Annotated in this window: 22 protein-coding genes; 9 read left to right on the plus strand and 13 right to left on the minus strand. The window is 70.2% G+C overall.

The genetic code is table 11. The features are described 5' to 3' along the window. Positions 1-15: 15 nt before the first annotated feature. Complete coding sequence (locus AC07CM_RS04025) at positions 16-441, minus strand: peptidoglycan-binding domain-containing protein (protein ID WP_478874747.1); 426 nt, start codon at positions 439-441, stop codon at positions 16-18. A gap of 220 nt (positions 442-661) precedes the next feature. Here AC07CM_RS04025 and AC07CM_RS04030 point away from each other — a divergent pair, with 220 nt between their 5' ends. From AC07CM_RS04030 to AC07CM_RS04060, 7 genes are all read left to right on the plus strand, one after another. Then, complete coding sequence (locus AC07CM_RS04030; protein ID WP_478874748.1) at positions 662-1,666, plus strand: ArsR/SmtB family transcription factor; 1,005 nt, start codon at positions 662-664, stop codon at positions 1,664-1,666. Positions 1,667-1,834: 168 nt separating this feature from the next. Then, a complete protein-coding gene (locus AC07CM_RS04035; RefSeq protein ID WP_478874749.1) occupies positions 1,835-3,469 on the plus strand; it encodes an ABC transporter substrate-binding protein in 1,635 nt (544 codons plus the stop codon). Between the two features lie 4 nt (positions 3,470-3,473). Further along, positions 3,474-4,430: an ABC transporter permease gene (locus tag AC07CM_RS04040; protein ID WP_478874750.1), complete on the plus strand. Its 957-nt coding sequence runs from the start codon at positions 3,474-3,476 to the stop codon at positions 4,428-4,430. Continuing rightward, on the plus strand, positions 4,430-6,403 hold the full coding sequence (locus AC07CM_RS04045; protein ID WP_478874751.1) for a dipeptide/oligopeptide/nickel ABC transporter permease/ATP-binding protein: 1,974 nt from the start codon (positions 4,430-4,432) through the stop codon (positions 6,401-6,403). The genes AC07CM_RS04040 and AC07CM_RS04045 overlap by 1 nt, the downstream gene beginning before the upstream one ends. Beyond that, positions 6,400-7,404: an oligopeptide/dipeptide ABC transporter ATP-binding protein gene (locus tag AC07CM_RS04050; protein ID WP_478874752.1), complete on the plus strand. Its 1,005-nt coding sequence runs from the start codon at positions 6,400-6,402 to the stop codon at positions 7,402-7,404. The genes AC07CM_RS04045 and AC07CM_RS04050 overlap by 4 nt, the downstream gene beginning before the upstream one ends. After that, complete coding sequence (locus AC07CM_RS04055) at positions 7,404-8,330, plus strand: dihydrodipicolinate synthase family protein (protein ID WP_478874753.1); 927 nt, start codon at positions 7,404-7,406, stop codon at positions 8,328-8,330. Before AC07CM_RS04050 ends, AC07CM_RS04055 begins: the two co-directional genes overlap by 1 nt. Before the next feature lie 222 nt (positions 8,331-8,552). After that, complete coding sequence (locus AC07CM_RS04060) at positions 8,553-9,629, plus strand: PP2C family protein-serine/threonine phosphatase (RefSeq protein ID WP_478874754.1); 1,077 nt, start codon at positions 8,553-8,555, stop codon at positions 9,627-9,629. Between the two features lie 58 nt (positions 9,630-9,687). Here the strand turns inward: AC07CM_RS04060 and AC07CM_RS04065 are convergent, their stop codons facing one another. After that, positions 9,688-9,888, minus strand: a complete 201-nt coding sequence (locus AC07CM_RS04065; protein ID WP_478874755.1) for a DUF397 domain-containing protein — start codon at positions 9,886-9,888, stop codon at positions 9,688-9,690. Between the two features lie 2 nt (positions 9,889-9,890). Further along, positions 9,891-10,742 carry a helix-turn-helix domain-containing protein gene (locus AC07CM_RS04070; protein ID WP_478874756.1) on the minus strand — a complete coding sequence of 284 codons (852 nt, stop codon included), beginning with the start codon at positions 10,740-10,742 and terminating at the stop codon, positions 9,891-9,893. A gap of 176 nt (positions 10,743-10,918) precedes the next feature. On the opposite strand from AC07CM_RS04070, the gene AC07CM_RS04075 reads away from it, so the two are divergent. Both AC07CM_RS04075 and AC07CM_RS04080 read left to right on the plus strand, forming a co-directional pair. Then, positions 10,919-11,326 carry an ATP-binding protein gene (locus tag AC07CM_RS04075; RefSeq protein ID WP_478874757.1) on the plus strand — a complete coding sequence of 136 codons (408 nt, stop codon included), beginning with the start codon at positions 10,919-10,921 and terminating at the stop codon, positions 11,324-11,326. Further along, complete coding sequence (locus tag AC07CM_RS04080) at positions 11,326-12,234, plus strand: RpnC/YadD family protein (RefSeq protein ID WP_478874758.1); 909 nt, start codon at positions 11,326-11,328, stop codon at positions 12,232-12,234. Before AC07CM_RS04075 ends, AC07CM_RS04080 begins: the two co-directional genes overlap by 1 nt. Before the next feature lie 48 nt (positions 12,235-12,282). On the opposite strand, the gene AC07CM_RS04085 is transcribed toward AC07CM_RS04080, so the two are convergent. The 10 genes from AC07CM_RS04085 to AC07CM_RS04130 form a co-directional block, all read right to left on the minus strand. Continuing rightward, positions 12,283-13,536, minus strand: coding sequence for a DUF1266 domain-containing protein (locus AC07CM_RS04085; RefSeq protein WP_478874759.1), 1,254 nt, complete (start codon positions 13,534-13,536; stop codon positions 12,283-12,285). A gap of 339 nt (positions 13,537-13,875) precedes the next feature. After that, complete coding sequence (locus AC07CM_RS04090) at positions 13,876-14,460, minus strand: hypothetical protein (RefSeq protein ID WP_478874760.1); 585 nt, start codon at positions 14,458-14,460, stop codon at positions 13,876-13,878. After that, positions 14,435-19,111: a putative T7SS-secreted protein gene (locus AC07CM_RS04095; RefSeq protein WP_478874761.1), complete on the minus strand. Its 4,677-nt coding sequence runs from the start codon at positions 19,109-19,111 to the stop codon at positions 14,435-14,437. Before AC07CM_RS04095 ends, AC07CM_RS04090 begins: the two co-directional genes overlap by 26 nt. Next, positions 19,111-19,698, minus strand: coding sequence for a hypothetical protein (locus tag AC07CM_RS04100; RefSeq protein WP_478874762.1), 588 nt, complete (start codon positions 19,696-19,698; stop codon positions 19,111-19,113). Before AC07CM_RS04100 ends, AC07CM_RS04095 begins: the two co-directional genes overlap by 1 nt. Beyond that, positions 19,695-20,114, minus strand: coding sequence for an SseB family protein (locus AC07CM_RS04105; protein ID WP_478874763.1), 420 nt, complete (start codon positions 20,112-20,114; stop codon positions 19,695-19,697). The genes AC07CM_RS04100 and AC07CM_RS04105 overlap by 4 nt, the downstream gene beginning before the upstream one ends. 334 nt (positions 20,115-20,448) lie before the next feature. After that, positions 20,449-21,657, minus strand: coding sequence for a sialidase family protein (locus AC07CM_RS04110; RefSeq protein WP_478874764.1), 1,209 nt, complete (start codon positions 21,655-21,657; stop codon positions 20,449-20,451). Continuing rightward, positions 21,654-22,325, minus strand: a complete 672-nt coding sequence (locus tag AC07CM_RS04115; RefSeq protein WP_478874765.1) for a response regulator — start codon at positions 22,323-22,325, stop codon at positions 21,654-21,656. Before AC07CM_RS04115 ends, AC07CM_RS04110 begins: the two co-directional genes overlap by 4 nt. Next, on the minus strand, positions 22,322-23,545 hold the full coding sequence (locus tag AC07CM_RS04120; protein WP_478874766.1) for a sensor histidine kinase: 1,224 nt from the start codon (positions 23,543-23,545) through the stop codon (positions 22,322-22,324). The genes AC07CM_RS04115 and AC07CM_RS04120 overlap by 4 nt, the downstream gene beginning before the upstream one ends. A gap of 48 nt (positions 23,546-23,593) precedes the next feature. Next, positions 23,594-25,672, minus strand: coding sequence for an MMPL family transporter (locus AC07CM_RS04125; protein ID WP_478874767.1), 2,079 nt, complete (start codon positions 25,670-25,672; stop codon positions 23,594-23,596). A gap of 142 nt (positions 25,673-25,814) precedes the next feature. After that, positions 25,815-26,510 carry a TerB family tellurite resistance protein gene (locus AC07CM_RS04130; protein ID WP_478874768.1) on the minus strand — a complete coding sequence of 232 codons (696 nt, stop codon included), beginning with the start codon at positions 26,508-26,510 and terminating at the stop codon, positions 25,815-25,817. Between the last annotated feature and the right edge of the window lie 217 nt (positions 26,511-26,727).

The following is a 26,727-nucleotide window of genomic DNA, read 5'->3' on the forward strand; positions in this document are numbered from 1 at the left end:
GTGGTGGGGGCCGGGTCAGTACGAGCTGGGGATGTAGTTCCAGCAGTAGCCCCAGCCGCCCCAGGAGGTGCCGTTGTAGTACGGGTCGCCGTCGTTGAGCAGCAGCTGGCCGGTCTCCGGGCCGACGACGCCGTCGGGCCGGCTGCCGGTGGCCCAGGCCTGGTACCACTTGACGGTCTGAAAGGTCTGGTTGCCCCAGCTGCTGTCCTCGGCGATCTTCCCGAAGGGCGGGTTGCCGTACGCCTGCGGCCAGCGGTGCTGGTCGATGATGTGGTTGAGGCTGCGCTGCACACACCACACCGGGGCGCCGGAGGTGACGTGGTTGTAGCCGATGTACGGCGCGTTCGGACTGGCGGAGGCGCCGCCGGAGGCGCCCACGACGGAGGCGCCGGCGAGCGCGAGGGCGACGGCGCCCTGGGCGAACTTGGCTTTGATGCTCACGAGTTGCTCCTTCCGTCGGCGGCGCTCCCGACGACCCTGTCCGCGATCCTCATGAACGCCGGTCGTGCCGCGTCGACTTCACGATCTGTCACCACATATGATCCTTTGAGCTTTTGGCGTGTGCTGCTCAAGCCGTGACTGGTCTGAGTCTGCGGGGAACGGGGGAACGTCGTGAACTTGTGTGCGTTGAAACGCAAATTCGCAGGTCGGGCGGGTTGAGATGCTGCGAATTCACTTCACGGGCGAGGACCTGGCCCGGATCCGGATCGCCGCGGAGCCCGACCCGTTGTGGGAACTGCTCATCAGCCTGAACCGGATGCGCAGACGCGATGCGGGGGTGGTCTTCGGCTCCTGGCTGAAGGAGACGCTGCCCCGGGTGCCGTCGTCGATCCGGGCACTGACCGCGCTCGCACCACCCGTCGGTTACTCGGTGGACTTCCTCACCTCGGCCGCCGGTGCCGGCTTCGACGACCAGGTCGAGGCGCTGCGCGCCACACCACTCCGGCAGGTCCACGCGGATCTGCGGGAGTTCGGCCGGCGCAACCCCACCAGGCGGCTGCCCTCGTGGTGCCGTGAACTGGTCGCCGGTGAGGCGTCGGGTCTGGGGCGGCTGGCCGACGCCTCGAAGGCCTACTTCGGCGCCGCCCTCGTGCCGTACTGGGACCGGATACGCGCTCAGGTCGGCCGGGACCGCTCGCGGCGCTCCACCACCCTCCTGGACGGGGGCTGGGACGCGGTCCTCAGCACCCTGCACCCCTCCGCACGCTGGGAGTACCCGGTCCTGCGCCTCGACTACCCGGTCGACCAGGAGCTGCATCTCCGCGGGCGCGGACTGCTCCTCCAGCCCTCGTTCTTCTGCCGCCACGCCCCGACGGCCTTCGCCGACCCGGGCCTGCCGCCGGTCCTGGTGTACCCGATCGAGCACCAGGTCAACTGGGCCGCTCCGCAGGCCGCTCCGGCTCACCGCCGGGCGCTCGGCACGCTCGTGGGGCCGACGCGGGCGGTCCTGCTGCACGCGGTCGCCGAAGGGACCGCGTCGACCGGCGACCTCGCCCGCAGGGCCGGCACCACCGCGCCCAACGCCAGCCGTCACATCGCGGCGCTGCGGGAGGCGGCCCTGGTCTCCAGCCACCGCCACCGCAACGCGACGCTGCACACCGTCACGGAACTGGGCCTCGCCCTGCTCGGCGGCGGCGATCCGCTCATCCCCGTGCGGCCGGTGTAGTCCGCCAACCACCGCCGCTCGACGTGCCATTGGTGCGACCGGTGGCGGCTGGGCCATTCGTGTGCGCTCTCTTGACCGCCCCCACGGGCCCTCCTATGGTCGCGCTGACCGACCGGACGTAGGACGTCGTACCTCCCCCCTCCCGCCCCCGACCTCCCTGGAGGAACCGTGCGCGACGACGCGACCCACGACGTGCCGGCACCGCGCCGCCGGTCGTTCCTGACCGGTGCGGGGGCGCTCGGCGCGGCCGCCCTCCTTCCGCCGGCGCTCGCGGGCTGCTCCGCCGGTCCGGAGTCCACGAACGACACCGGCGACGGGGGCAGCGGCAAGGACCGCACGCTGACCGCGGTGATCGGGTACGGCAACGACGGCAGCTGGGATCCGACGCAGACGGCGTCCGCGTTCGCCATGGCCGGCAACAACCACGTCTACGAGGGTCTGCTCGACACCGACCCGATCTCCCGGGTGCCCTACCCTGCGCTCGCCACCGAGGTGCCGAAGGACGCGAACGCCACGACCTGGCGGTTCACGCTGCGCTCCGGTGCGACCTTCCACGACGGGAAGCCGGTCACCGCCGACGACGTCGTCTTCGTCTTCGACCGGATACTCGACCCGAAGACCCAGACCCTCGCCAGGGGCTTCTTCGTGAGCTGGCTGAAGGAGGTCAGGAAGGTCGACGCGCGGACCGTCGAGCTGGTGCTGAGGTTCCCCTTCCCGGACGGGCTCGCGCGGCTCACTCTGGCCAAGGTCATGCCGAAGCACGTGTTCTCCCGGCCCGGCGCCTGGGACGACGCGATCAAGGGGCTCGCGGTGGGCTCGGGGCCGTACCGGCAGACCGCGCACCATCCGAAGTCGAACACCACCTTCGAGGCGTTCGCCGCCTACAACGGCCCGCGCAAGGCCGCCTTCAAGCGGATGAACTGGCTGACGATCGTCGACGCGGCCCCGCGCGTGGCGAAGATCTCCGGGTCCGGCGCGGGCGCGCAGATCGCCGACAACATCCCCTACGCCAACATCGCGCGGCTGGAGCAGGGCGGGCTGAAGGTCGCGGGCGGCGCCGGGATGAACAACCTGTTCCTGATGTTCAACACCCGGCACAAGCCCTTCGACGACGTGCGGGTGCGGCAGGCGCTGCACTACGCGATCGACACCGAGAAGATGGTGCAGGTCGCGCTGAAGGGGCACGGGAAGCCGTCGTCGTCGTTCCTCAACGAGGGCAATCCCAGCTACCGGCGGGCCAGGACCGTCTACGACCACGACCCGAAGAAGGCGAAGGCGCTGCTGAAGGCCGCCGGGGTCAAGGGGCTCAAGGTCGAGATCCTCGCCGTGAACGTCAGCTGGATCGTGGACTGCCTGCCGACCATCAAGTCCTCCTGGGACGCCATCGGCGTGGAGACGACCCTGGCGCCGCAGGAGACCACGGCGGTGTTCACCAAGATGGACCAGAAGCAGGACTACCAGGTGGTGGCCGCGGCCTCCAACCCCAACCAGTTCGGCCTCGACGCCGACCTGATCATGCACTACAACTACGGCCCCCAGAACCTGTGGATGCAGTACACCCGATGGGCCGACAACCCGATCGCCAAGCAGCTGTTCCGGGACATGGACCGGGCGACCCGGGAGCCCGACCCGGCGAAGAAGAAGACGATGGTCCAGGACTACGTCGACGTCGTCGCCGAGCAGGCCGTGCTCTACCCGGTCGTCCACAACGAGCTGATGACCGCCTGGGACCCGCGCAGGCTCAGCGGGATAAGGCCGCAGCCCTACCCGGGCATCAACCTCCTCCAAGCCCGGTGGACCTGACGGCATGACGGCCGTCGTACGGATCCTGCTCCGCCGCGTCGCCCTGCTGGTGCCGCTGCTGCTCGGGATCGTGCTGTTCGTGTTCCTGGTGATGCGGTTCTCGGACGTCGACCCGGCGTCCGCCTTCTTCCAGGGCGCCAACCCGACCCCGCGGCAGCTGCACGACTTCCGGGAACGCAACGGCCTGCTGGACCCGCTGCCGGTGCGCTACGTCCACTTCGTCGGCGACCTGCTCCACGGCGACCTCGGCACCAGCGCCCTGACCCGGGCTCCGGTCGCCGACCAGGTCGCCACCGCGCTGCCCCTCACCCTCCAGCTGACCTTCCTCGGCCTGGGCATCGCCGTGGTGCTGGCGCTGGCCGGCGGGGTCACGGCGGCCGTCCACCGGGACCGGCTGCCCGACCAGGTCATCCGGGTCGTCTCCCTCGTCGGAGTCGCGGCACCCGGGTTCTGGCTGGCGCTGCTGATGATCCAGTACCTGGCGGTGGACCGGGGCTGGTTCCCGACCGGCGGCTACATCAACCCGGCCGACTCCGTCACCGGCTGGCTGAAGACCATGGCCCTGCCCGCCTTCGCCCTCTCGCTGCCGGTGGCCGCCCAGCTGACCCGGATCGTGCGGACGTCGGTGGTGGAGGAACTGGACAAGGACTACGTCCGTACGGCGATCGGGAGCGGGCTGCCGCCCCGGGTGGTCGTCGGCCGGAACGTCCTCAGGAACGCCCTGGTCAATCCGCTGACCGTGCTGGGCCTGCGCGTCGGCTATCTGCTCGGCGGTGCCGTCGTCATCGAGACGATCTTCTCGCTGCCCGGCATGGGCAAGCTGATGATCGACGCCGTGCAGAACGGCGACCCGGCCGTGGTGCAGGGGGTCGTGCTCACCACGGCCACCGGGTTCGTCGTCGTCAACCTCGTCATCGACATCCTCTATCTGCTCGTCAACCCACGTCTGAGGGCGGCCTGATGGTCACGCGCGCGAGCCTCACCGAGCGGCTCTCCCGGCCCGGCGTCCGGCTCCGGGGATGGCGCCGGCTCCCGCCCGTGTCGAAGGTCGCCGTCTGCTTCCTCTCCCTGGTCGTCCTGGTCGCCGTGCTCGCCCCGGTGCTCGCCCCGCACGACCCGCTGGACCAGCATGACCCGGTCGACGGCACCGGGCACCCGTCGGCCGCGCACTGGATGGGCCAGGACAGCCTCGGCCGGGACATCCTCAGCCGGCTGATGTACGGCGCCCGCTGGTCGCTCGCGATCGGACTCGGCGCGACCGCTCTGGCACTGGTCGTCGGCGCGCTGCTCGGGGCGCTCGCCGCCACCTCCCGGAAAGCGGTCGACGAGACGCTGATGCGCTGCCTGGACGTGGTGATGGCGTTCCCGGGCATCGCGCTCGCGGCCGTGCTGGTCGCCGTGTTCGGCGGCGGTATCGGAGTGCTGATCTGCGCGATCGCCTTCCTGTTCACCCCACCCGTCGCACGGGTGGTTCGGGCCAACGTGCTCGACCAGTACGGCGAGGACTACGTCACCGCCGAACGCGTCATCGGCGCCCGCACCCCGCACATCGTGCTGCGGCACGTGGCCGTCAACTGTGCCGCCCCGGTGCTGGTGTTCTGCACCGTCCAGGTCGCCGAGGCCATCGTTTTCGAGGCGTCGCTGTCCTTCATCGGCGCGGGCGTGCGGCCGCCCGACCCGTCCTGGGGCAGTGTCATCGCCGACGGCAAGAACATGGTGCTGACCGGCGGCTGGTGGGCGACCGTCTTCCCCGGCCTGCTGATCCTGCTCACCGTGCTGTCCCTGAACATCCTCTCCGAGGGCGTCTCGGACGCCTGGGCGGCACCGGCCGCCCGGGAGGTGGCGGCACCCGAGGACCACCTGGAGACACCGGAGCCCGGCACCGGCGAGGTGCTCCCGCTGCCCGGCCTGGCCGAGGCCGCCCGGCGCCTGCGCTCCCGGGCCCGGCCCCGCCCCGCCGCCGATGGGCCGCCGGTGCTCGCGGTGGAGAACCTGGCCATCGGGTTTCCGGGCCGGCACCGGGGCGTGGACATCGTGGACGGGGTGAGCTTCGAGGTGCACCCCGGCGAGGTACTGGGCCTGGTGGGCGAGTCGGGCTGCGGCAAGTCGCTGACCGCACTCACGATCATGGGGCTGCAGCCGAGGGCGGCCCGGATCCGCGGCCAGGTGCGCTTCCGGCAGCGGGACCTGCTCGCCGAGCCGATGCGGGTACGGCGGCGGCTGCTCGGCCACGAGATGGCGATGGTCTACCAGGACGCCCTGTCCTCGCTGAACCCGGCGATGACCATTCGCGCCCAGTTGAAGCAGCTCGTACGGCGCGGTGGCCGGCGCGGCCCCCGCGAGCTGCTGTCGCTGGTCGGCCTCGACCCCGAGCGCACCCTGCGCAGCTACCCGCACGAACTCTCCGGCGGCCAGCGCCAGCGCGTGCTCATCGCCATGGCCCTCTCCCGCGACCCCGGGCTGATCGTCGCCGACGAGCCGACCACGGCACTGGACGTGACCGTGCAGGCCCAGGTGATGGAGCTGCTGCTGCGGCTGCGCGAGGAGCTGGGCTTCGCGCTGATCCTGGTCTCGCACGACCTGGCCCTGGTCGCCGACGTCACCGACCGGGTGGTGGTGATGTACGGCGGCCAGATCGTGGAGACGGGCGTGACCGCCGACCTGGTGGCGGCACCGTCCCACCACTACACGCGCGGCCTGCTCGGCAGCGTGCTCTCGCTGGAGTCGGCCGAGGAGCGGATGACGCAGATCAAGGGTGTCGTACCGTCCCCCGCCGACTTCCCGGCGGGCTGCCGCTTCGCCGACCGCTGCCCGCTGGCCACCGAGGTCTGCCACACCACCGCGCCCGTCCTCGCGGGCACCCCCACGCACACGACCGCCTGCCACCATCCGGCGGTGGAGACGTCGGCGGAGAGCGAGGAGGCCCTCCAGTGACCGCTGTCGTGGAAGTCCGGGACGCCCATGTCGTCCACAAGGCCCGCAGCGGCGGGCTGTTCGCCCGGGACCGGGTGTACGCCCTGACCGGCGCCGATCTCACTGTGGCACCCGGTGAGACGGTCGGTGTGGTCGGCGAGTCGGGGTGCGGGAAGTCGACCCTGGCGAAGGTGCTGGTGGGCATCCAGCGGCCGACCTCGGGGACGGTGTCGTTCCAGGGCCGCGACCTGTGGTCGATGCCCCCCGCCGAACGCCGGGCCACGGTCGGCGCGGGCACCGGCATGATCTTCCAGGACCCGTCGACGGCCCTGAACCGCCGGCTGACGGTACGGCGGATCCTGCGCGACCCGCTGGACGTCCACGGACGCGGGACGAAGACCCGACGGGACGACCGGGTCCGGGAGTTGATGGCCCTCGTCGGCCTGCCCCGGGCCCTCGTCGACGCGCTGCCCGGGCAGCTGTCCGGCGGGCAGCGGCAGCGCGTCGCCATCGCCCGCGCGCTCGCCCTGGACCCCGGCCTGGTGGTGGCGGACGAGCCGACCAGCGCCCTGGACGTCTCGGTCCGCGCGCAGATCCTCAATCTGCTCCTGGACCTGAAGGAGCGCCTCGGCCTCGCCCTGGTGTTCGTCTCGCACGACATCCAGACCGTACGGCGGATGAGCGACCGGGTGATCACCATGTACCTCGGCCGGATCGTGGAGGAGACCCCGGCCGACCGGGTCACCGACCGGGCCCGGCACCCGTACACCCGGGCCCTGTTCTCCGCCACGCCCGGCCTGCTGGATCCCATCGACCCGATCCCGCTGACCGGTCCGGTGCCCTCGGCGACCCGCCCGCCGAGCGGCTGCCCCTTCCGCACCCGCTGCTGGAAGGCCGACGAGGTGTGCGCCGACACGATGCCGGTTTTCTCGGCCGCGTCACGGCCCGGACACCGCTACCGCTGCCACCATCCTGTGGAGGAGGACCAGTCGACCCGTGACCTAGCCCGCCAGGAGCGTTGATGACCCTTTCCGCCCCCTTGACCGGTGTCGTCCCGCCCGTCTGCACTCCCCTGACACCGGAACGCGAGGTGGACGTGCCGTCGCTGCTCGGGCTGGTCGACCATCTGGTGGAAGGCGGGGTGCACGGCCTGTTCCTGCTCGGTTCGACGTCGGAGGCCGCCTTCCTCACGGACCGGCAGCGCGGGCAGGTGGTGGAGGCGGTGGTGGGCCACGTCGCCGGACAGCTGCCCGTCATCGCCGGCGCCATCGACATGACCACTCCACGCGTCCTCGACCACGTTCGCTCCGTCACCGCGGCGGGCGCGCAGGCCGTCGTCGTCACCGCCCCCTTCTACGCCCGCACGCACCCGTCCGAGATCGTCCACCACTACCGCCGGATCGCGGCCGCGAGCCCGGTCCCGGTGATCGCGTACGACATCCCGTCCGCCGTGCACACCAAGCTCCCCGCCGACGTGGTGCTCGGCCTCGCCGCCGACGGCGTGCTGGCGGGCCTGAAGGACTCCAGCGGCGACCTGACCGCCTTCCGCGAGATCGTCACGGCCGCCCGCGCCCACCCCGGCTTCAGCGTCCTGACCGGCTCCGAGCTGCTCGTCGACGCGGCGCTGGCGCTTGGCGCGGACGGGGCGGTGCCGGGCCTGGCCAACGTCGACCCGCACGGCTACGTCCGCCTCTACCGCCTGTGCCGGTCGGGCGACTGGGAGGGCGCACGCGCCGAACAGGAGCGGCTGTGCGCCCTGTTCGGCATCGTCGGGGTCGGCGACCCGGCACGGATGGGCGGCAGCTCGTCGGCACTGGGCGCTTTCAAGGCGGCGCTGCACCTGCGGGGCGTCATCGCCTGCGCGGCGACGGCGGAGCCGCAGATGCCGCTGTCCGGGGACGAGGTGGCGAAGGTGGGGAAGTTTCTGGCGGGGGCGGGGCTGCTCTAGGCGGTTTCGTTCGGATCAGTCGGCCCTTGGTACCGGCACCCTGTGACGCCTGTGCGTCACCACCGCTCACGCGCTGCTCAGGGCTGCGGGACGAGAAGCGATAAAATGATCCGAATCGGTGGCCGGACTTCCGGACCTGGGCTGCACTCGACCTGTGTGACCTTGGGGAGCGGCATGATGGCGAGGTCTCCTGAGAAACGCGGAGTCCCGCACAGCGCTGGTGTGCGGGGCAGGTTGCTGTCCTTCCTGCCCGCTCTACTGCTGCTCATCGGCCTGCTCATCGGCCTCTTCACACCCCGCGCTGTCAGGCCGGATGCCTTCCTCGCCACAGCCATGATCTCCGGCGCCGCACTGCTGCCCCTGTGGGGGACCGTGCTCACCGGAGTGGGCGCGTGCGGCATCTTCGTCGGCCTGATGGCCGACTTCGACGCGCTGCGGGATGCGACGGCCTACTCCGAGCTGGCCACCCTCGTGGCGATTGCGGCATTCGCCGTCTTCTTCAACCGCATGCTGGACCGACGCGCCCATCAGCTGGTTCAGGTCCGCTCAGTGGCCGAGACCGCCCAGCTGGCGGTGCTGCATCCGATTCCACGACACCTCGGTCACGTCACCCTCGAGAGCCTGTACCTGGCTGCTGCGGCGGAAGCCCGGATCGGCGGCGACCTGTACGAGGCGATAGGCACCCCGCACGGCGTACGGCTGCTCATCGGCGACGTACGCGGCAAAGGCCTGCTCGCGATGCAGGCGGCGGCGATGCTGCTCAGCGCCTTCCGCGAGAACGCCCACGACGCGCCCGACCTGCCCCACCTCGCATGCCGCCTGGAGACGAGCGTGAGCCGCAGCGCCGCCAAATACCCGGAGATCCCTGGCTCGGAGGTCGTCGCCGAACGTTTCGCCACCGCGCTCCTCGCCGAGATCCCGGACGACGAGCCGGTCGTCCGGACCGTCACCTGCGGCCACCCTCCCCCACTGCTGCTGCACCGCGGCGAGGTACAGGAGCTCCAGCCCGCCGCCCCCTCGCCGCCACTCAACCTCGGCGACCTGGTGAGCGACGGGTACCACGTCGACCTCACCCCCTTCCACCCCGGAGACCAGCTCCTGCTGTACACCGACGGGGTGACCGAGACCCGCGACCGCTCCGGCACCTTCTACCCCCTTGCCGACCGCGTCCGCTCATGGAGCGGCGAGGCCCCCCACCAGCTCCTCGACCATCTCCACCGTGACCTGATCGCCTACAGCGGCGGCGCACTCGACGACGACATCGCCGCCCTCGTCGCCCGGCGGCGCCCGAGCCTCTGATCCTGGGATGCCACCGAGTACTGCGTCGACTCCGCCGACCGCAGCGCGTCCCGCACGGCTACGACGCCGCGGGACGAGTCTCCTTCAGGGCTTCGATGAAGGGGGTGAAGGCTCCGGGTGGGAAGGTGAGGGTTGCTCTGGCCGGGGTTTTGGAGTCTCTTATGGCTATGTGGGTGTGACGGTGGGCGACCTCCACGCAGGCGTCCCCCTGGCCGCCGCCCGAGAAGGAGGACTTCTTCCAGGTGTCGGGGGTCAGCATGCTCACAGCTCCTTCGCCAGCCGGTGGATGAAGTCACGCGAACGGTCGGGGTCGAGTGACACCGCTTCCACCCTACGGAAGAGCGTTCGATATCGGCTGAGCTGGGCTTCGGCGTCAATGAACACCGGACCGCCGGGGCCGTCGCGGACAACCGTGTCCAACCTGGGGACGGGTCCGCCTGCGTACACCATGGCGCTGCCAGCCCCGCCGAAGCCGTCCAGGTCGAAGGGGATGGCACGCACCGTGACATGGTCGGCCTCGGAGAGTTCCAGGACGCGGGTGAGCTGAGCCCGTGCCGTGGACCGGTCGCCGACCCTGATGCGCAGTGCTCCCTCATGGATCACCGCCTCGTACGGGACCGGGTCCGGGCGCTCGATGATGACCCTGCGCTTCATCCGGTGGTCGACCCATCGCTCGACATCGCCCTGCGGAAACTCCGGGTTCACGTACGAGAAGAGGGACCGGGCGTAGTCCGCGGTCTGGAGAAGGCCCGGGACGTGCAGGAACTCCACGTCCCAGCGGTAGTGGGCGTGATGCTCCAGCTCGGGCAGATCCATGAACGCCGTCGGCAACTGACCGCGGTACTCCTCCCACCAGCCCTGCGTGCGATCGCCGGCGACCACTGCCAGGCCGTCGACGAACTCCGCGTCGGTGCAGGCGTAGTTGGCAGCCATACGACGCAGCCGCTGCTCGCTCACGCCCGAGGTGCCGGACTCGATCTGACTGATCTGGACGGAGTTCACGCCGAGCAGCGCCGCCGCCTCACGAGAGGTGAGGCCTGCTGCCTCACGGAGCCTGCGCAGCTCGACGGCCAGCCGCATCTGACGCGCTGTGGGCTCGCGCTTGGTCCCCATCGACCGCTCCCCTCGTTCGGGTGTCAGATTACGGGATCACCTTGCCCACCCTTAATTCTAAGGTCTACCTTCGGTGACGCGACGCTCACCCAGCGGAAGCGCACCGCTTCGTCCTGCCATGACGGCCGCGGCAATGCCACCGCAGGCAACCCTTGTCTGCTGAACGGAGTTGACCCATGCCCGAGACCTGGGACTACACCCTCTACATCCCCAACGACTTGAGAGCCGTGACGGTGTGCCGCCGCACCTTGCGCATGGTCCTGACGCTGCACGGACTGATCCGGCTCGTCGACACTGCGGAACTCCTGGCGACGGAGCTGGTCTCCAACGCGGTACGGCACACGAAGGGGCCGGCCGCGCTCAGGGTGCGCCGGACGGTACAGGGGGTGGTGTGGATCGGAGCCTGGGACACGGACCCTGGACCGCCGGAGCCGCCACAGCCGTTGGACCGGATCGCCGAACTGGCTGAGGAGGGGCGGGGCCTGGCCCTGATCCGAGCCTGCGCGGACTACTGGGGCTGGCAGCCGTCGGCACGGTTCGGGGACCGGGGCAAGTATGTGTGGTGCGAACTGGAGGCGGTGTGATGGTCGGCTCGCCCCACGAGGCACTGCACCGGATCTTCCAGAAGGACCCGGCGCCGCTGACACGGGCCTTACAGCGGGTGCTGCACGTCCCGTTTCCCGAACCGAGGGAGATCGCCGCACTGAACGTGGACCTCACCGAGATCGAACCGGTCGAACGGCGGGTGGACACGCTGCTGCGGGCGGAGACGGACGAGGGCACGTATCTGCTGGTGGTCGAGTCACAGGGGAAGGTGGACGACCGCAAGCGCGGCAGCTGGCCCTACTACCTCTCCTACCTCTACGAGAAGTACCGCTGCGAGCCGGTACTGATCGTGATCACCCAGAGCAGCGCCACCGCCCGCTGGGCCTCCCAGCCCATCCGGCTCGGCTTCCCCGGCTGGCACTCGCTGACGGTACGACCCCTCGTGCTGGGCCCGGACAACGTGCCGGTGATCGCGGACGAGCGGCAGGCCGAACGCGAGGTACCTCTTGCGGTGCTCTCGGCGATGACACACGGGCGTGGCCCGGGCGCCGCCGCCATACTGGAATCCCTGGCATCCGCCCTGAAGACCATCGACTCCGACAGCGCCGCGGTCTTCGTGCAGTTCGTCGACTCATGCCTGACCGACCCCCAGGCGAAGCAAATGTGGAGGGACCTGATGACGGCGATCCAGTACTTCTGGCGACACCCGCTCGCAGAGCAAGTGCGCGAGGAAGGACGAGAGCAGGGCTTGGAACAGGGCTTGGAGCAGGGTCGGGCCGAGGCAAAGGCCGAGATGGTGCTCCACATCCTGGAGTGGCGCGGCATCCCCGTACCGGACGCCGTCCGTGCACGGGTAAACGCCTGCACCGATCTGGACCAACTTGAGTCCTGGGCCCAGCGGGCGGTGCACGCCACGGACGCGGCGAAGCTGCTCGCCGAGGATTGAGGGGAACGAGAGGAGTGGGCGGGCCGGGCTCAACACTCACCGGGGCGGTCACCGGAAGGGAATGTTGAGCCAGGGGCTGCCGGGGTCGGACATCAGCATCTGGTGGGCCTCGAGCATGTCCCGGTACCAGTCCCCGAACTCCTCCTCATCGAAGTGGAGGCACCGTCCCAGGATGTAGCCGGCGGAGAACTCCTGCCATGACCTGTAGGAGTGAGAGGCCGTCCGCCCCGCCTGGATGACGGCGGACTCGGCCTCCGCCAGCGTCGCGAACCGGGCCCCCAGCCCCCAGCGGGCCATCTTCGAGGCGCGCCCGAGGTCCCAGGCGTCGAGGGACGAGACGTACCGGCCGTCATCGAGGACACCGTCGGCACGCATGCGAGCCTCATAGCGGGTGATACGCCCGATGAGCCGCTGCACTCCCTCGACCCGGGCCTCGACCTCGGACTCGGGTCGGGGCTGAGTTGTGGTGACGCCGTCCTCGGACACCACGATCGACCCCTCGGACTTGGCCCGGATGACGTTGGCGGCGGCCTGACGCCAGTACCCCACGTCGACGTGCCCGCCGAAGTCCCGGGCGATGGTGCGGCGCAGTCCGAGGACGAAGTCCCAGACAGAGCTGTGCTGCTCGCAGGCAAGCAGGTCGCGAAGGTAGTACTGCCACTCCGCACGGGTGGTGATGCCCCACCACTCGCGAAGCCGCTTGAGCTCGTTCAGATACCCGGTGCCATGCCAGGCCATGGCGTTCCAGACGGAGCCGTTGCTGACACACAGGAGCGCTCCGCAGGCGAGGCCGTGGGCGACGGATCCGTGAAGCGGGCCGCCGACCCGGAGAGTGAGCAGCCTGCCGGGAACTCTCAAGGGGCCGTTGGTCCGGTAATGCTGAGCCCACGCGTTGGAGTGCGGTGGCGCCGCCGGGAGGAACGCCTCACAGGGACTGCCCGGATTGACCACGATCCACGGCGGACGCCCCGGCTTCCACGCGTCGGCGAACCACCCGAGGCTGCTGCGGTGGAACACCCGATGCGGCTCAGGCGCCGGCAGCATTCCCACGGTGTACACCGCCCAGACGGGACCGCCGGCACGTGGATCGTACCCAAAGACCGAGTACGTCGTGTCCGGGTCGGTGTCTGCCTTGTCGCGCTGTATCTCGTGATACAGCGGTTCCAGTGCAAGCCTGTCGAAAAACGCGGGCCAGTCTCCACGCAACTTGGCATCGAACAGCGCCTGCTCGATCTCGGTGGGCGCGACCCAAGCCGGCTGCATGGAGTTTCCGTATGCGGCAAGCGGTGTACCGGATGACATGGACGAAGGCCTCTATCGATGACATGTTTGTAAGGTGTGCGAGTGGTCAAGTTTCCTTTTACCTCAAGAGGCGGCCCTCGAAGGGTTCACCGTGAGTATCCAATCGGAACCCATAATCGCCTTTTTCGCAAAATGAACACCCGAAGGAAAGCCAGAAAGCAGTCCACCAAGGCACACTCTTTTGGCGGCGCCAGGTAAGCTTTCTGGTCAATCCGCCAAGAAGAATTCACCAACAACATCCGGAGCGCTCCACTGGCCTTCGGGTCGGCGGCTAGGCCTCCAAGTGGACTTGAACGCGATATTTAAAGCTATGACTCATCACCTGCAGCATCCGAAAGCTCATGGCAGTTCGGGAATCAAGGATAGCCAGGCTGAGAGTTGCTGGCGTAGCGAATCGTTCTCCGGCAACACGTCTATCATCGCCCGCAACGGCGTCAACACATTTTTCACATATCGCAACCGAAGCATCGCCTTCGGAGGAAGTGACTGCCAGTCAGCCGCCTCGATAGAAATTTCTTCTCGAGAGGCACCGATCTCACGGAAAACGACTCTGCACAAGTCAAATGGATCACGAATCCGATCATCTTGCGCGGTACCAAACTCGCGAATGGCGTAAACTCGAATGTTCACCTCATCGGCGAGAACCTTTATTGACGGAAACTCGCCACGCGCTCGCTTTCGTTGACACGCCGCCAAAGCAAGGCGCACCCACCGGAGTCGCGTCTCGACATTGTGGCGCTCATCACGCATCCGTGCTTCAGATAGTTCGCGCAAACATTCCCATTCTTGCCAATTGGTCGCAGGCATTTCAACCCTTGCAACCAGTTGCTCCAGTTCTTCAGCGGATTTTCCGGAGAGACTTCCTCCAGCCGAGACGGTAAGACCCACATCCGACGACTCATCCGATGAATACGATCCCTGCACGTTCGAATGCTTCCCTTCCTACCTGGAGGCTCTCCAGTGACGGCTTGTAATGCCCACTATTGTTGTTGATTTCCATGCCGAAGTAGCTTCCCTCCCCGCCTGCGATTTCTGCTTCACCGGCGGCCTGCACCGGCCCTCCACGGGTCAATACCGGATGCTTGAGCTCGACACCATTGACATGCTTTGGCATGATGAGGAGTTCGCCATTCTGATCCACAGCCCACTTGATGGTTCCCGAGTTAATCACTTCATCAAACCCACTGTCTCCAACCTTCATCGGTTTGACGCCGAGGCGCTCTGCATCGGCCAACTCCCTCTCAAGCTCTTCCGGTAGCTGATTCTCATACAGTGGAGCAAGTCCGAGAGGATCGATGACACGATATGGATTTTCTACGTATGTTACTGCGTTCGGAGCTGCTGAGAGCCCAAGAGGGTCACACGTGAAATAACGGCCGGTTTGGGAGTCATAGTGACGGAAGAAATTGTAGTGGAGCCCTGTTTCCGGGTCGTAGTACTGGCCTGGGAAGCGTAGAGGCGTGTAGGCGGTGCTGTCGGCAGACCATGCCGTTGTTCCCCACAGAGTGCTTCGGGTGCGCCAGGCGATGTCGCCCTGTTCGTCGATGAGTTCGCTCGGAGTGCCGACCAAGTCGGTGACGATGGCGAAGAAGCGGGAGTCGATCTCCTCTTGGGGCGTGTCGGCCGCGGTGATGCGTTCCGTTTGGGTCAGGGGGCGTAGGCCCTGGTGGTCCCAGGTGAGGGTGACCGGGTTGGGGAGGTCCGGGGACGTCGTCGTCTGTTCACAGAGAGTGGTGCCGTCCCAGGTGAAGTCGACCCGTTCCACAATCGTCTCGCCGTCCCGCGCCAGGCGGAGTTTCGCCGTGCGGCGGCCCAGCGGGTCGTAGGTGTAGCGCCAGCGGGTGCCGTCCGGCGTCGTCACCGAGGAGAGGCGGTCCTCGGCGTCCCAGTCGTAGCGCCAGGTGTCCGGCTTGCGGGACAAGCGGGTCTTCTGGCGCAGAGTGATGCGGCCGAGGGCGTCGTGTTCGTAGCGGACGTTGCCTGCGCGGGTGATGCGCGTACCCGTGTACTCGCGGACGCCCGCCGCGTCCTGGCCCGGGTGGTCGGATGGCCAGGATGCCAGGGTCTGGTTGCCCGCCTCGTCGTAGGCGTACCGCTCCGTCCAGCCGGACGCGTGTACCGCCGTCACCCGGCCCGCCGCGTCGAGGTCGAAGCGGCGGGAGCCGGACAGGTGGTCGTCGATGCCGGTCAGGTTGCCGTCGGCGCGGTAGGTGTACGCCCGGTGTTGCACCGTGCGGCCTTCCAGCCCCGTCACCGACTGCGTGGTCAGGCGGCCCAGCGCGTCGAAGGCGTGCTCCAGCGTGACCGTCTCCCCGATGTGACGGGACAGTTCGCGGCCCGTCTCGTCGTAGGTGAAGTCGATCGTGCGGCCCGAGGCCACCATGCCGGTGCGGCGGCCGGCCGCGTCGTAGGACCAGGTGGTGGTGGCGCCGGTGGGCGTAGTGCGGCCGGTGCGGCGCCCCAGCGCGTCGTGCGCGTAGGTCAGGGTGCGGCCGTTCACCGTCTCCGACTGCAGGCGGCCGTGGCGGTCCCGCAGGAGGGTGAGCGTGGCGCCGTCGGGGCCTGTCGCCTGAGCGAGTTGGTCGGTGAAGTCGTAGGCGTACGTCGTCACCTGGCCCGCCGTGTCCTTGCGAATCACCTGGCCCAGTTCGTTGCGCTGGAAGGACGCCACCTCGCCGAGAACGTTGCTGCGGGAAGCGAGTCGACCGGCGGCGTCGTACTCATACCTCAGCCCGCGGTCGTCGAAGTCCGTCTCCATCACCAGACGGCCCGCCGCGTCGTACTCGTACGTCCACGTCAGGCCCTGCGGGTTCGTGACCTTCGTCAGGCGCAGTTCGCTGTCGTGGTCGAACTCGTAGCGGACCCCGTCCGGGCCCGTGCGTGCCGTCAGCAGGTCGAAGTGGGTGTACTCGAAGCGGGAGACTCCGCCGACGGGATCGGTGTGGCTCGTGCAGTTGCCCTCGCCGTCGTACGTCCACGTCTCCGTGGTGCCGTCGGGGGCCGTGCGGCGCGAGAGCCGGCCTTCGACCGTCCACTCCAAGCGGCTGGTCGCGCCGGCGGGGTCCGTGATCGCTGTCGGGCGGCCGTGCGCGTCACGGTCGTAGCGAGTCATGGCGCCCAGCGGGTTCCTGATCTCCACAGGAAGACCGGCACGGTCGCAGACCACGGTCGTCGTGTGACCGAGTGGATCGGTCACGGCAGTCAGGCGGCCGGCCTCCGTGTAGGTGAAGTGGGTGGTCCGGCCCGCCGAGTCCGTCACCGACGTGCGGTTGCCCCGTTCGTCGTAGACCTGGCGGATCACCGTGCCGTCCGTGTTCACCACCTTCACGGGCAGGCCGAGTTCGTTGTACTCGGCTCGTGCCTCGCGACCGTCCGGGCGGACGACCGAGGTGAGGTTGCCTTCTTCGTCGTAGCGGAACGTCGTCGTGTGGCCCAGCGGGTCCGTCTGTGACAGCAGGCGGTGGTACCGGTCTCGCTGGTAGCGAGTGGTGGCGCCCAGGGCGTCTATCTCCGCGACCACCTGCCAGGCGTCGTTCACCAGATAGCGGCGAGTGTGGCCCTCGCCCGTCGTCGCGGTCGTGGTCCGCAGTCCGCTCTCCGGGTCCGGGTCGTCGTACGACAGGCTCAGCGTCATGTGGCCCGCCGTGCCGCCCTCGGCCGTGCAGCGGTCCCGGTCGTCGTACTCGTACGCGTAGCCGCGGTCGTTGGTGTCCGTCCAGGACGTGACCCGGCCCGCGCCGTCGTACGTGAAGCGGAGCGGCAGACCGGAGGAGTTGACGACCTCCGTCAGATTGCCGTCCGTGTAGCCGTAGCGCTTCAGTTCCTCGCCGGTCGCCGCGAGGTGGAGTGCGGTTATTCGGCCGGCATCCGTCGTGATGCCGACACCTTGGCCGCCACTGGAGGTCACGGCCAGGGGCGTGCCTTTCGCGTCGTACTCGAACGTGATCCAGTTGCCGTTGCGGTCGTCAATCTGTTCCAGGACCGACAGGTTCTCGCCGCGGTCGGCGAAGTGCCAGGTGCGCAGAGTCTGCGGGTCCGTGACCGTGTACCCGTCGTCCACTCGGTCGAGGGGCCAGCGGGGGCCGTGACTCGGGAGCGTCGGCAGGCCCGGTGCCGGGTGCGGGTACGCCAGGAGCAGGCCGCCCTCCGTGACGAAGACGACTCCCTCGGCGTCGATCTCCAGGCGCTGGTCCAGGGTGGAGGACCAGGAGGGGCCGAACCAGCGGCCCAGGTGGTAGCCGGACTCCACTCGCCGCTTCAGGACCAGCGGCAGCACGCCGGGCAGGGTGACGTCCGTCTGCGGCAGGTACATCTTGCCGGTGGCAAGGTTGATCGGGTCGGTGCCCTTGCTCTCCGTACTGCTCTCTTCGTGGGAGGGCGCCTTCGGGTCGTCGTCGACCTTGTCTCGGGCGGAATCCGCAGCCCCCCGTTCCCCGGCCGTCGCCTCCTCGGCCCCCTTCACCCCGTCCTCCGCCACCCGGGCCCCGTCGACAGCCGCTCCCTCCGCCCCTGCCTCCGGTATGAGGAACTGAGGAAGCAGTTCGCCGCCGACACCGCCCGGGTCCTGGAGGAAGGAGTTCCACAGGCCGTTCGCGGTCTGGGTGGGGTGGGTGACCATGTGGACCGCGCCACCCAGGAGTTCCACCTTCGCCTGGAGCGCCTCATACGGGTGTGTGATCGCGTACGGGTCGAGCGGGTTCGCGTTGCGGGCCAGGTTGTTCAGATCGCCCAGCCCACGCATGAAACCGCCGAAGAAACGCATGTCCTCCGTCTTGGCGGCATCCCACACGTCAGCACCGTCGAGTTTGAGCTGGTTCAGGGCCGACGGCTCGCTGGGGGCGTGCTGCAGGGCGACTTTGACGCGGTCGGCGGCCTCCGCGGCCAGCTGGGTGCGCTGGCGCCTGGCGGCGGCCAGGATCTGCTCGGCCGCCTGCTTGGCCCCGTCGCCCGGGTCCTGCTCCGAGGGCCTGGGACCGGGGTCCTTGTCGCCCGCCTCGACCGCGTCGTTGTACGTCTTCACCTTCTGCTCATGGGCTTTCGAGGCGGCCTTGCCCTCGCGGTACTTCGCCACCGCCTCCCGCGCCTGCCCCTGCGCCCATTCCACCGTGTGCGCGAAGTCGTCCAGGGCCGTGGCCGCATCGCCGCACGCCTCGGCGGCCTGCCGCCACTTGACCTGGTGCGTCGCGAACTTCTTGCGGAAGGTGTCCGCAGCCTCACCCTTGAAGTCCGACGAGTCCAGCTTCTGCATGCCGCCCGCAACGGCGCCGAAGGACTGCGCGAAGTTCCGCAGATGCCCCGCCGTCTCCCGCAGCTTCGCCGGATTGCCGTGGACGAGTTCCTTCGGGTCCTCGGTCTCGTCCAGCTGCTGCTCGGCCACGTGCGCGCCCAGCTTGGACGCGGTGGAGTCGCCCCAGTCGTCGACCTTGTCGGCCGCACCGTGCGCACCCGCCCAGTCGAGTGCGTCGCCCAGGCCATGGGCACCCTCGTCGACGACATGGCCCGTCGCCCGCTTGACGTGGTCGTAGCCGGACTTCAGCGACCCGACAGCATGGTTGAACTTACTGGTGAACGACATCAGTTACCGTCACCCGCCCCGGCAACATCCCCCAGCACGGACGGTGAGATCGGGATCGGGCTGCCCGGCACGCCCTCGCTCGTCTCCACGTCCGTGAGCATGCCCTTCCCGGTCTTCTTCACGGAGTTCACCAGGTTCTCGCGGTCCTTCTCGCCGTAACCCGTCGTCGCCGCGGCATGGTTGATCTGGTCCAGGCTCTCCTTCTCCACCTGCTCGTTGGAGGCGAAGGGATCTCCGGCCACGGAGTTGTATGCGACCTTCAGCGAGCCCTTCACGTACTCGTCCGTCTGGTGGAAGGTGCCGGCCGCCAGCCCCATCCCCTCCGCCAGCGCGTTGCCCTCCTGCATCAGATCGCGCACCCCCCACTGCCAGCGCTCGCAGAAGGTGTGCAGCATCGCGCCCAGATGGTCGTCACCGACGTCCATGCCGTCCATCTCCAGGCTGGTGAAACCACGCCCCGCGCCCGCCCAGCCCTTCATCCCACCCAGTGAATCCATCTCGCTCAGCGCCTTGTTGATGCCCTCGGCGATCAACTTCAGCCCCTGCACCCGCAGATCGGGCTGCCCTCCCCCGCTCGGCGTCGTCATGCCCGTACCTCCCCCGTCTCCGTCTCCGGTCCGACCACGGCGACCGCTTCCGGCACGATCCCCACCACCGGCGGCAGCACCAGTCCCCGCTCGCCGTCGCCGGCGTCCACCAGCACCCCGCACGGCAGCCCGGCCTCGGCCACCGCCGGTACGCCCGCGTCCAGCACCGCGGCACCCCACACCGCCCGGTACCGCCAAGCCAGGTCGCCCTCCCCACGCGTCCTCGCATACCGCGCGAGCGCCACCTCGTCGGTGAACGCGAGCAGCCAGCGCGCACCGTGCATCTCCACCGTCAGTGCCCCACCGTCATCCCCATACGGAACGAGGACGCGGCGACGGCGGAACTCGCCGAGCTTCGACTGGAACTCGCGCCGATGGACCCTGAGCCGCAGGGCCTGTTCCGCGGAGAGCGGCACGTCTTGCTTCGCGGTGGCTAATGTGCGCGGCTCCGGGTGTGGTCGCGCCGCAGAGAGCACATCAGCAGGAGGCGGCGATGCACCGCCCGTGCGCAGGACTGTCTGCTCCGCGATGTCCGACAGCGCCGACCTGGGCGGATGCACCTCGGCCTTGCTTGTCGCCCCCGTCGAACCCGTCGATCCCGTCGACTCAGCGCCGGTCACAGCGCTTTCCCCCCACCGGAAATGACTTGATACGTTCGGCTGATTTTCATTACGCGAACGATCTTCAATACTCACATGCGTGGGCTGACGCGAGCAACGATCGCCGGATCAACAGTGGGTCAAGGGACGGTCAACTACCGTTCGATACCGAACTGTTTGAGACCGAGCTGTTCAACCGCCGGAACTCGATCGTCTCGTACGCCCCCGCCACCCCCGTCTCGTACAGGATCCCGACGGTGTCGTGGTCCAGTTGGACGAGGTCGGAGTACGCGGCCCGCTGGTCCGAGAGGGTGAGCCGCTTGGTGAAGGTGAGGCCCGCGTCCGCGCTGGACCACAGGGCCATCGCCCGGCGGGCTGTCGGCTCGGACGGGCCGGAGAAGAGCAACGGGGCGTCGTAGCCGCGGAGTTGCAGGACGCTTCCCTGGACCACCGGGACGCCGTTCAGCGTGGGCTGGGCGGCGAAGGGGTGGTCGAGGGTCTCGCCGGCGTCGCTCGAGTAGGCGTCGAGCCGGTTGCCGGGCGTACTGCCGTTCTGGTCGCGGGAGCTGAAGTATAGGCGTCCGTCCGGGAGTTGGGCGGCGCTGGTCTCGTTGGTGTTGGCCAGGCCGTCGTAGGTGTCGTCCACGAAGCCGAGGTGCCAGGTGAGGCCGCCGTCGTCGCTGTAGAGGGCGTGGGCGCCGTAGTACCTGGCCTCCTCGCCGGTGTCGGGGGAGCCCGCGGGCGGGGCGGCGGAGTGGTCGGCGGGGACCAGGAGGCGGCCGGTGTGCGGGCCGCGGGTCAGGGCCAGCGCGTGCCCGGGGCCGGTCGCGTACCAGCGCCAGTGCGGCGGCTTCACCTCGGCCGTGATGTCCCTCGGAAGGGTGAAGCGGCGGCCGTCGTCCGGGCTGCGCTGCACGAACACCCGCCGGCTCTGCTCCGGTGTGGCCTCCCCGAGCATGATCTGCCGCTCCGTCACCGACCCGCTGTTGTACGAGGTGACCAGCACGACCGTGCCGGTGCGCGGGTCGAGAACGGGTGCCGGGTTGCCCCGGGTGTCGCCCTGCCCGGCGGCCACGACCGACAGCGGGCCCCAGGTGCAGCCTCCGTCGGTGGAGCGGCGCAGGACGACGTCGATGTCGCCGGTGTCGCCGGCGCCGTCGTGCCGGCCCTCGGCGAAGGCCAGGACGGTGCCGCGCCGGGTGACGACGGTCGCGGGGATGCGGTAGGTGTCGTAGCCGCCCTCGCCCGCCACGTACGGCACGGAGGAGACGCAGCCGTGCGCGGTGTGGGCGGCATGGGCGGTGACGAGCGGGGCCAGGAACGCGGCGGCGGCGAGAAGGGCGCGGCTCAGCGGGATCACGCACCCATGGTCCCCGGAATCACCAGCCCCGACTCGTACCCCACGACGACCAGCTGGGCCCGGTCACGCGCCCCCAGTTTGCCCATGATCCGGCTCACATGGGTCTTCGCGGTGAGCGGGCTCAGCCCCAACGCGTCCGCGATCTCCGTGTTGTTGAGGCCGCGGGCGACCAGTGTCAGCACCTGCCGCTCGCGTTCCGACAGGCACTCGGGCCCGCCCGTCGGGGGCGCGGAGGGACTGCGCAGGAACCGCTCGATCAGCCGTGCCGTCGGCCCCGGGGAGAGCAGCGCCTCGCCCGCGGCGACCGTGCGGATCGCGTCGAGCAGGTCGGCGGGACGGGTGTCCTTCACCAGGAACCCCGAGGCGCCCGCGCGCAGTGCGTCCACGATGTGCTCGTCGGTGTCGTAGGTGGTGAGGACCAGCACCTTCACCCCGGCCAGGTCCTCGTCGGCGGCGATCAGCCGGGTGGCCTCGATGCCGTCGAGGCCGGGCATGCGGATGTCCATCAGCACCAGGTCGGCGCGTTCGGCGCGGGCGAGGTCGACGGCCTCGCGGCCGGTGGCGGCCTGTCCGACGACCACCATGTCCGGCGCGGACTCCACGAGCATCGCGAACGCGGCCCGGACGAGGGCCTGGTCGTCGGCGAGCAGCACCCGTACGGGTGTCATCCGGTCCCTCCCAGCGGCAGTACGGCCGTCACCTCGAAGCCCCGCGCGTCCTGGCGCGGCCCGGCGGCCACCGTGCCGCCGACGCTGCGGGCCCGCTCCCGCATCCCGAGCAGGCCGTAGCCGGGGGTGCCGTCCCCGGCGCCCGAGCCGTCTTCGGCGCCCGAGCCACCCCCGGCGCCCGTGCCGTCGTCGGTGACGCGGACGCGTAGCGCGCCGTCGGCCTCGTGCACCTCGACCAGGACCGTCAGGTCCTCCCGCCCGCCGTGCCGTACCGCGTTCGTGAGCGCCTCCTGCACGATCCGGTAGGCGGCGGCCCCGACGGCCGGCGGGACCTCGCCGGCGGTGACCGTGAGCCGCACCTCGGCGCCCGCGGTCGTCCGGGCGAGGTCGGCCAGGCCGTGCAGTCCGGGCAGGGGACCGCGACTGTCGGGGGAGCCGGGGTCGCGCAGGACGTCCAGCGTGGTGCGGAGTTCGCCCCGGGCCGTGCGGCAGGTCTCGGCGATGTCGTCGAGGGCCTGCGCGACGGCGGCCCGGTCGAGCCGGTCGGGGTCGGCGGTCAGGACATGGGCGGCGACCGAGGTCCGCACGCCGATCAGGGTGATGCTGTGGGCGAGCAGGTCGTGCAGGTCGCGGGCGATGCGCAGGCGTTCCTCGGCGACGCGGCGGCGGGCCTCCTCCTCGCGGGTGCGTTCGGCCCGTTCGGCGCGTTCGAGGGCCGCGGCGGCGTTCTCGCGGTGGACGCGGATGTAGCCGCCCAGGACCAGCATGGAGACGATCCAGCCGGTGATCTGGAAGGTGACCGTCAGCCCGGCCATGCCGTGGTCGATCTTCAGGGCGACCATGAGCGCGATGACGGCGCAGCCGATGGCCGCCGTGCGCCGGGGGCCGCTGCTCACCGCCACCGTGTAGAGGACGACCATGGAGGCGGCGGTCGGCGCGGAGTGGTTGTAGTCCTGCTGGTGGTAGAAGGCGATCAGCGGGATCATGATCGCCAGTGCCGTCAGCGGCGCCCGCCGGCGCCAGGCCAGCGGCACGTGCAGGGCGAGCAGCAGGGCCCAGCCGAGCGCGTCCGGGTGCCGTCCGCTGCCCACGGTCACCGCGATCGTGGAGGCGAGCGCGGCGAGGCCGACGGCGAGGTACGCGTCCTGCCGGGACAGGTCGGGCGAGAACGCTGCCGGCCGGAGCCGGGGAGCGGTGATGGTTGCCTGCACGGTCCTCATCTTCCGGTAGGCGGGCGCCCCCGCCGAGGGCGGGGGCGCCCGGGGGGCTCAGCCCACGGGCTCCGGCGCGCGCTCGGTGCCCGCCGTGTCCGGTGTCCGGGACAGCGGCCCCGGCCACCACACCCGCCGCCCCAGCGCCACGCTCGCGCTGGTGACCAGGTAGGTGCGGACGAGGAAGGTGTCCAGCAGCACGCCGACGGCGATGACGAAGCCCAGCTCGACGAGCGGGACCAGGCCCATGTTGGTCAGCACCGCGAAGGTGGCGGCGAGGACCAGCCCGGCGGAGGCGATGACACCGCCGGTGGTGCGCAGTGCGGTCAGCGCGGCCGCGGCCGGTTCGGCTCCGCCGAGCGACTCCTCGCGCATGCGGTGCATCAGGAAGATGCCGTAGTCGACCCCGAGGGCGACCAGGAACACGAAGGACAGCAGGCCGAGCCCGGGGTCGCTGCCGTGGAAGCCGAACAGCGGCTCGAACACCAGCCCGCCGAGTCCGAGCGCCGCTCCCCATACGGCGACCACGGCGGCCACCAGGATCAGCGGGGCGACGAGGGAGCGCAGCAGGAGGACCAGGATCAGCAGCACGGAGAGGAGCACGATCGGTACGACGACCAGCCGGTCGCGCGCGTTGGTGTCCTCCAGGTCCAGCTGCTGCGCGCTGGGCCCGCCGACGTAGGAGCCGGGCAGCCGGTGCCGCAGGGCCTTGATGGTGGCGGTCTCGGCGGCGGACTGGGGCGGTGCGGACGCGGTCACCGTGATCTCGGTCCAGCCTCCGCCGGTGCGGCCCTCCCGTGCGTCCGCCACTCCTCGGGTCCCTTTGGCCGTGGCCAGGGTGGCGTCGGCGCGGCCCGCCGGGGTGAGGATCTCGACGGGCTGGGCGGACCGCTCCGGGTAGACCTTGGCCAGCGTCTCCATGGCGGTCACGGAGTCGGGCCGGTCCACGAAGGTGTCGAGCTGCTTCACCGGCCCGGGCAGGTTCAGGGTGCCCAGGGCGAGCGCGCCGAGCAGGGCGGCGCCGGAGGCGAGGACGGTCAGCGGGCGGCGCCCGGCCGAGGAGCCCATCGCGGCGAACAGCGAGCGGCGGGCCTTGGGCGTGCTGCCGTAGGCGGGCACGAGCGGCCAGAAGACCCGGCGGCCGAGCAGGACCAGTACGGCGGGCAGCAGGGTCAGCATCGCGGCCAGCGCGCACAGCACACCGACCGTGCCGAGCGGGCCCATGCCCCGGCTGGAGTTGAGGTCGGCGGCGAGCAGGCAGAGCAGTCCGGCGGCGACCGTGCCGGAGGAGGCCAGCACGGCGGGGCCGCAGCCGCGCAGCGCGGCCCGCATGGCGTCGTACGGCCGCTCGTGGCGCCGTAGCTCCTCGCGGTAGCGGGAGACCAGGAGCAGGGCGTAGTCGGTGCCGGCGCCGAAGACGAGGATCGTCATGATGCCCGCGCTCTGGCCGGAGACGGTGGTGCCGAAGGCCTGGTTGAGGCCGTAGGCCGCCGACCGGGCGAGGAAGTCGCCGATTCCGGCGACGACGAGCGGGACCAGCCACAGCAGCGGGCTGCGGTAGATGAGGATCAGCAGGATCGCGACGACGGCGACGGTGGTGTAGAGCAGGGGCCCGCCGAGGGAGGCGTAGACGCCGGAGGCGTCGGTGGCGAGCGCGGCCGGGCCGCCGGCCCGCACCGTCAATCCGCCCTTGCCACGGGCCACTTCGCGGATGTCGTCGACGAGGGCGTCCCGCTTCTTCTCGTCGGTGCCGGGCTCGTTGCTGGTGACCGGGTACATCAGGGTGGTGCCGTCGGCGGACGGGATGCCCCGCGGGTCGGCGGTCAGGGTGTGGCGGTGGGCGATCTCGGCGACCTGTCCGGCGGCCGTGGCCCGGTCGGCGGCGGTGAGGCCGGCCGCCCGGTGGTAGACGAGGACCAGCTCGGTGGTCTCGCCGCCCGGCAGCCGGTCCTGGAGCCTTGCCACCCGGGTGGAGTCGGCGGACGCGGGCAGGTAGTCGGTGGCACGGTCGTGCTGGACGTCGGCGAGCTTCGCGGCGAACGGTCCCGCCACGGCCAGCAGGGCCACCCACAGGCCCAGCACCAGCCAGGGCAGGCCCCGTCGCCCACCTGTCGCACGTGTTGTCGCGGCCCCCATGGAAAGGGTCCTCCCTCCGGAGCGGATGTCTGGTTACGGCTTCCAGACTTCCGCCGGAAACGGACGCGTTCGTCGGGCGAGGGGGCGAGTTCGCGGCTACTGCCACGGGTGTCCGGAGGGCGCTGCTACTCCCCGGGGAGTATCAGGACGGGGTTCTCGCGGCGGCCAGCAGCCTGCTCACGTCGTCGGCGCAGATGGTGAGGGCCGCGCCGATCGTGGTCAGGGCGTCGCTTTCCGCCGGGCTGTAGGGGCCGTCGGCGAGGGCGATGCGGGCCGCCTGCAGGAAGAGGGCCTCGCGGCCGGCCGGGGCGAGGTGCGGTGCGAGCGGGTCGAGGGCCTCGTGCAGTTCTATGGTGAGGCTCGCGCCGCACGGCTCGCCGAGGACCCGGCCGGTGTCGGCGGCCAGGGCCTCGACCAGGTCGGCCAGCTGGTCCTCGGTGCAGTCCTCGAAGCCGGCGGCGCGCACGGCGGTGGCGGCCGTCTCCAGGACCGTGCGGGAGCCGGTGCCGCCCGCGGCCAGGACGGCGAGGGCGACGGTGTGCACGGCGTCGCGCAGCATCGCGGAGAAGCGGCGGGTGGTGGGATGGTCGAGGACGTCGGTGCCGAAGTGGTGGCCGCAGGACGCGCACTCCACGACCGGTCCGGTCGCCCCGCGCGGCAGCAGCGGCACCCCGAGGAGGGTGAAGCGGCGGCGGCCGGTGAGCCGCTGGTAGTTCCGGTCGCCTCCGCAGCCGGGGCAGAAGAACTCGCCGTCTCCCACGGGTGTCCATGCGGTTCGGGTGCCCAGAATGCGAACAGCCCTGGTGGCACGGCCGTCTCGTCCCCGTACTGGCAGCACGTCGCACCTCCCTAACGACGCGGCAGCATCGCCGCGCTGGCGTGATGTTAGCCACACCAGGGAGGCTGAGTCAGTACCTCGTACGAGACCTTTCCGTGACCTCGCGGTCGCGATGGCCGATAAGTGACGGGGGGAGGGGGGGGGGGGGGGGGGGGGGGGGGGGGGGGGAGAGGGGGGGGGGGGAGGGGGGGGGGGGGGGGGGGGGGGGAGGTGCGAT

The organism is Streptomyces sp. NPDC044061, from assembly GCF_056434305.1.

Excerpts from the sequence above, each read along its gene's own strand:
- AC07CM_RS04030 (WP_478874748.1), top strand. The coding sequence starts at position 662 with ATGCTGCGAATTCACTTCACGGGCGAGGACCTGGCCCGGATCCGGATC.
- AC07CM_RS04040 (WP_478874750.1), top strand. The coding sequence starts at position 3,474 with ATGACGGCCGTCGTACGGATCCTGCTCCGCCGCGTCGCCCTGCTGGTG.
- AC07CM_RS04045 (WP_478874751.1), top strand. The coding sequence starts at position 4,430 with ATGGTCACGCGCGCGAGCCTCACCGAGCGGCTCTCCCGGCCCGGCGTC.
- AC07CM_RS04055 (WP_478874753.1), top strand. The coding sequence starts at position 7,404 with ATGACCCTTTCCGCCCCCTTGACCGGTGTCGTCCCGCCCGTCTGCACT.
- AC07CM_RS04065 (WP_478874755.1), bottom strand. The coding sequence starts at position 9,888 with ATGCTGACCCCCGACACCTGGAAGAAGTCCTCCTTCTCGGGCGGCGGC.
- AC07CM_RS04070 (WP_478874756.1), bottom strand. The coding sequence starts at position 10,742 with ATGGGGACCAAGCGCGAGCCCACAGCGCGTCAGATGCGGCTGGCCGTC.
- AC07CM_RS04075 (WP_478874757.1), top strand. The coding sequence starts at position 10,919 with ATGCCCGAGACCTGGGACTACACCCTCTACATCCCCAACGACTTGAGA.
- AC07CM_RS04080 (WP_478874758.1), top strand. The coding sequence starts at position 11,326 with ATGGTCGGCTCGCCCCACGAGGCACTGCACCGGATCTTCCAGAAGGAC.
- AC07CM_RS04085 (WP_478874759.1), bottom strand. The coding sequence starts at position 13,536 with ATGTCATCCGGTACACCGCTTGCCGCATACGGAAACTCCATGCAGCCG.
- AC07CM_RS04095 (WP_478874761.1), bottom strand. The coding sequence starts at position 19,111 with ATGTCGTTCACCAGTAAGTTCAACCATGCTGTCGGGTCGCTGAAGTCC.
- AC07CM_RS04100 (WP_478874762.1), bottom strand. The coding sequence starts at position 19,698 with ATGACGACGCCGAGCGGGGGAGGGCAGCCCGATCTGCGGGTGCAGGGG.
- AC07CM_RS04115 (WP_478874765.1), bottom strand. The coding sequence starts at position 22,325 with ATGACACCCGTACGGGTGCTGCTCGCCGACGACCAGGCCCTCGTCCGG.
- AC07CM_RS04120 (WP_478874766.1), bottom strand. The coding sequence starts at position 23,545 with ATGAGGACCGTGCAGGCAACCATCACCGCTCCCCGGCTCCGGCCGGCA.
- AC07CM_RS04125 (WP_478874767.1), bottom strand. The coding sequence starts at position 25,672 with ATGGGGGCCGCGACAACACGTGCGACAGGTGGGCGACGGGGCCTGCCC.